General features: G+C 38.9%; 1 protein-coding gene and 1 pseudogene. Both read left to right on the top strand.

Going from position 1 to position 5,810, the window contains the following annotated elements:
• The first annotated feature begins 12 nt into the window (after positions 1–12).
• Complete coding sequence (locus tag ACFILZ_RS09155) at positions 13–3,021, top strand: autotransporter outer membrane beta-barrel domain-containing protein (RefSeq protein ID WP_375682382.1); 3,009 nt, start codon at positions 13–15, stop codon at positions 3,019–3,021.
• 650 nt (positions 3,022–3,671) lie between these two features.
• Positions 3,672–5,810: pseudogene (locus tag ACFILZ_RS09150) on the top strand (autotransporter outer membrane beta-barrel domain-containing protein); the annotation flags it as partial.

Below are 5,810 nucleotides of genomic sequence, written 5' to 3'. Positions count from 1 at the left end.
GGGGCAATCACAATGACGGGAGGAACTGTAACCGCTGCAAACATGGCATTGCTTGCAAAAAGCGGTGGGCATATTAAGGTTACAGATGTTGCTCTAACAACAATAAATGGTAACTATGGCGCAGCTACCACCGATCCTGATAGCTTAATTGAATTGTATGGAAATACAGCGATTAGCAATACTTTCATCGGACTTAATGCAGAAAATAGTGGGGCAATCACAATGACGGGAGGAACTGTAACCGCTGCAAACATGGCATTGCTTGCAAAAAGCGGTGGGCATATTAAGGTTACAGATGTTGCTCTAACAACAATAAATGGTAACTATGGCGCAGCTACCACCGATCCTGATAGCTTAATTGAATTGTATGGAAATACAGCGATTAGCAATACTTTCATCGGACTTAATGCAGAAAATAGTGGGGCAATCACAATGACGGGAGGAACTGTAACCGCTGCAAACATGGCATTGCTTGCAAAAAGCGGTGGGCATATTAAAGTCACAGATGTTGCTCTAACAACAATAAATGGTAACTATGGCGCAGCTACCACCGATCCTGATAGCTTGATCGAATTGCATGGAAAAACAACAATTAATAATGCTTTCATCGGACTTAATGCAGAAAATAGTGGTGCAATCACAATGACGGGAGGAACTGTAACCGCTGCAAACATGGCAGTGTTTGCAAAAAACGGTGGGCATATTAAGGTCACAGATGTTGCTCTAACAACGATGTATGGCAACGGATACGGTGCAGCTACCACCGATCCTAACAGCTTGATTGAATTGTATGGGAAGACAACTATTGATAATGCTGTAACCGGACTTGATGCAGAAAATAGTGGTACAATCATAATGACTGGGGGAACAGTAACTGCGAAAACCATGGCATTGTTCGCAATGAATGGTGGACATATTAAGGTCACAGACGTTGCTCTGACAACGATGGATGGCAATGGATACGGTGCAGCTACCAGCAATCCTAACAGCTTAATTGAATTGTATGGAAATACAGCGATTAGCAATACTTTCATCGGGCTTTATGCAGAAAACGGTGGCACGATTAAAATGAATGGAGGGACCGTAGCAGCAAAAGGATCAGCATTTGTTGTAAAAAATAGCGGATATATTGATGTAACAAATGTTTCTGCAACAGCAGAAAACAGTGGCATAACATTTGATAAATCCGAGGATGATAACACCTTAGAAATCAACTTGACAAATACAAAGCTTCGCACTGAAAATAGTATTGGAATTAATGCAGACCAATCAATCGGTATAGCCAATCTCAAAAATTCAGAAATCAGTGCCGATATTTTATTATCAGCAAAAGCCTCAACTAAAGAAAATAACTTTGCTTTTACACTAAATGCTAATCACTCGGTATTAAACGGAAGAGCAAAAATTGCAGAAAACAGAACTGTACGCTTTGATTTGACAAACAAGGCAACATGGATATTGAAAACCAGTACAAAAGAAACCGATGATGATGGAAAACTGCTTGCTATTGCTCAAAGGTCACGTTCTGATATTTCTGTGCTCAATCTCAATGATAGTTCTATTGTTTTCAATGGGCTGGTAGAAGATCATTATCATACATTGCATGTAGGATCTGGAATACCAACCACTCTAGCAGTCTATAATGCCTCTGGTAAGGCAGAAATTCATTTCAACGCTATATGGAGTGATGGTGTTGCAATAGATGCACAAAAAACCGATAGGCTTCTCATTCACGGTGATGTAGCAGGCACCACAACAGTTTATGTCAAAAGTGTTTCAGAGGATAAGGAGAGTGTAGAAAATGCTTCTCCTCCTTCAAATATAGGTGGACTTTCACTTATTCAAGTTTCTGGAGAAGCAAAAGAAGACTCCTTTAAATTGAAAAATGGCTATACCACCATAGGAGGAACTCCTTATAAATATACGCTGACTGCCTATGGACCAGTATCAAGTTATGGCAAAGCCAATGCTAACCAAAACTTATTCGATGAAAAGGATAAAGATTTCTGGGACTTCCGCTTGCAGCCTGAATTTCTTGCCCCCGATTCAAAAGTAAGAGCAGTTGTACCACAAATGGCAAGTTATTTGGTTATGCCAAATGCCCTCTTTTATACTGGATTAGCCGATATGGCCAAGCAAAATGCACTTTTAGCCAATATGAGAACAACAGTCTTGGGAGAGCAGAAAAATCTTAAAAACAGTTTCTTCCTCTCTACCTATGGGGGTAAAGGAACCTTATCCTCGAAACGCGGTCCCCTTAAATATGGTTATGGTGCTGATATTCGCTATGCTGCTCTCCAAGCCGGTGTCACATTAGCGGCATTAGAAGGACAAAATACCACGACACATTTCGGTCTTATAGGCACCTATGGGCGGCTGTCTTTCACTCCAAAAGAGATGCAAGATACAAGTAAAAGCACTTTAGATAAATGGTCTCTCACTGCCTATGGTAGCGTACAGCATGACAGTGGTTTCTATATGGATACACTTTTATCCTATGGAATAATAAAAAGCGATATCACCAATGCTATCATTGGTAAAACCGCGAAATTGAACAATGTAAAAATGTTGAGTATTTCCACCACCGTTGGCAAACAATTTTCTACCGGAATGGAAGGAGTAATCTTCGAGCCCCAAATACAACTTGCTTATCAACATTTGATGTTTGATACCATTGAAGATGCTGATAATTTTAAAATTGATATGAACAATCCTTCTCAATGGTTGATCCGTGTTGGTGGACGTTTAACCAAAACCATTATGACCACTGAAAATGGTCCTGCCATTTCCTTCTATGGAAAAGCAAACTTGATCAAAGCTTTTGGTGATAATGGAAAAGTACAAATTAGCAAGAATTTTGACCTTGATTCCATGGGAACAGCAATTGAGGGCGGCGTTGGTATCAATGCGCGACTTTCTCACAACTTCTCTCTTTACGGTGATGTAAGCTATCGACAAAAGCTTCAGAAAACTGGTATAAGTGGTGCAAGCTTTTCAGGTGGCATACGCTATCAGTTTTAAATCAAGGCTGTAAAAATAGCCTATTCATTCTATTCAATTTAACAAAAAGGGCAGCCACAATATGCTGCCCTTTTTGTACATTAAAGTCATCCTTTTTCCTTTTAAAGCACCCTTCCCTCTTTATACTTAGTTCTTTACGAAAATCTCCAAGACAAGACACAACAAACGCAACAGAGCACTTCCATCCCCAGTGGATGAAAAGTACTTCCTACTTTGAGAAAAGAGAAGTCTATTAGAAATAAATTAATACCACTGTGTTGAAAAATGAAAATCCACTTTAAGCCCAAGTAGATTAGCTTTTTTATAAGCTTCTTCTACATCCTTTTTTGTTCCCTCATAACCCCAATTTGCGTCATATAATAATCCCTACCATCACGTAAAAGATGTCATGGTACCACTATATCAGTATCTCACAATATTTCTCTGAATAATAATATTCAAAATTATAATTCTTTAAATAAAATCAGTTATAAATACATTTTGTATTAGACATAATTAATATCAATTATTTTTTAATTTTGACAAAAAACCAAAAATGTCTTACCAAATAAAGACAATTACTGAAATTAATAACAACTATCCATTTTCACTTCTTCTTATGAAGTTCGCGGGGAAATGAATATTTGGGGGCTATCATAAGGAGAATACTAGTGTATAAAACATCCCTTTTATCATGCACGACTGCAGCCGCTATCATCCTGTTCAACATCCAGTTCAGTGCACATGCTGAAACCCTCGTAGTTTCTGAGGGAAAACAACAAGAAGTATCCGATAAAACCTACGAAACTATTCACGCAAAAGGCGGTGGCAAAATCATTGGAAAACATTTAACCATTGTTACGAATAAAGATATAAACCAGGGCACAAACGAAACCGTCTATGCTGTAACAGCAGAAGGTGCTGACAGTGCGATTGAGTTACTGGATGGCACAACCATTAAAGGCACTGGTTATGGTATTTTCTTAGGCCTTGAAGCCAAAGACGGTGCTACACTTCAAATGACTAAAGGAACAATTACATATTCTGGAATGGGGGCCTCCTCATCTGGCATTTTATCTAGCACTGGCGCTTCCTTTTCTGACAGTAAGAGTAAAAAAAACAAGCTGGAAGACGTGGTAATATCGAGTGAAAACGATAACATTTTACTACCCTTAGGAATAAGTGCTAAAAACAGCACAGTAACCTTGAACAATGTAACCATAACTCAAGCACTAACAGGCATATTTGCAGATGATCACTCAACAATAACAGTGTCTGGAGGATCACTCGATGGGAAAACTGATGGGGTATATGCTGGAAACGGCAGCACCATTACTTTAAACAACAATGTTACAGTCGCATCATCTAATGGTACTGGACTCCATGCAGATGGTATAGAATCCAAGATCACAATGAAAGGAGGGGCTGTCATAGGAGGAAGTTTGAATGGACATGAAGGCGCATTACTTACAGAAAATGGTGGACGTATTGAAATTACGGATGTTACTCTAACAACCAATAACTTCGGAAACGGTGCAAATGCCAATGGCTTTGGAAGCATAATTGAATTAAAAGGCAAAACAAGCATTGAAAAAGTTAGAGACGGACTGAGAGCAGAAAAAGGTGGTAAAATCACCAGCGAAGATTTAACAATAACTGCTTATGAAAACCAAGAATACGGTACTTCTGGTATAATAGCCATTGATCCCAATAGTGAAATTCAATTAAAGGGTCATACAACCATTGAAAAAGTTTTTGTCGGTCTTGAAGCCTTTAATGGTGGCAAAATCGTTAGCGGAGATTTAACAATAGTCGGTGGTAAAGCAATTAATGACAACCCCAATGAAGCACGATCTGGTGTATGGACATCAGGCTCTGGGAGTGAAATTCAGTTAACTGGCAAAACAACCATTCAAAATTTTGATGAAGGTCTTTATGCAGATGATGGGAGTAAAATCATTACCGGAGATTTAACAATAATCGGTGGTGTGTCCGAAGAAGAAACCGTTGGTGTAAGCACTTGGGAGGCCGATAGTATAGTTGAATTAAATGGCAAAACAACTATTCAAAATGTTGGTATTGGTCTCGCTACTGGTGAAGATGGCACAATTAAGATGGTTAATGGCGCTATTGATACTAATTCTAAAGGTCTAGATACCCAATCCGACACTCCTCAGAATGGGAAGAAAAATAAAATAGAAGCAAAAATGGCTGCGCTGGTTGTAATAAATGGTGGACATATTGATCTGACAGATATTTCTGCCACAGCAGAAGTTGCCGGTTTACAATTCGCAACTTTCTCCGATGATAATCCAAATGGCTCGCATGATCCACAAAAATATCATAGTAATGAGATCAATCTGACCAATGCAGAGCTTCATGCTGAAAATGGCACAGGAATTTTCATTGGAGCTGTTGTTGAAAAAAGCATCGAAGATACTACAGCTCCATCAATCGGCACAGTTAATCTTAAAAAATCAGAAGTCCATGCTGACGTATTATTAGGAAATGGTATTGCTTGGGACAAAACGTCATGGAAAGATAAAGATTTGTGGGATGGTAAAGAGGTTAAAACGATCTCCAACGGCACTTTTACATTAAACGCCGATCAGTCTACTCTAGAAGGCAGAGCAAATATTGCTAAAGACAGAAATGTACGCTTTGATCTGAAAAACGATACAACATGGACGTTGAAAATCAGCAAAAACGAAAAAGATGATGATGGCAATCTCCTTGATATCGCTCAAAGATCTCGTTCTGATGTTTCTGTGCTTAATCTCGATAACAGCTCCATTGTTTTTGAGAAACCA

It is taken from the genome of Bartonella sp. AP40SXNS (genome assembly GCF_042195825.1).
Lineage (GTDB): Bacteria > Pseudomonadota > Alphaproteobacteria > Rhizobiales > Rhizobiaceae > Bartonella.
The sequence above is the reverse complement of the archived record's forward strand: the minus strand, read 5'-3'. Positions and strand labels throughout refer to the sequence as shown.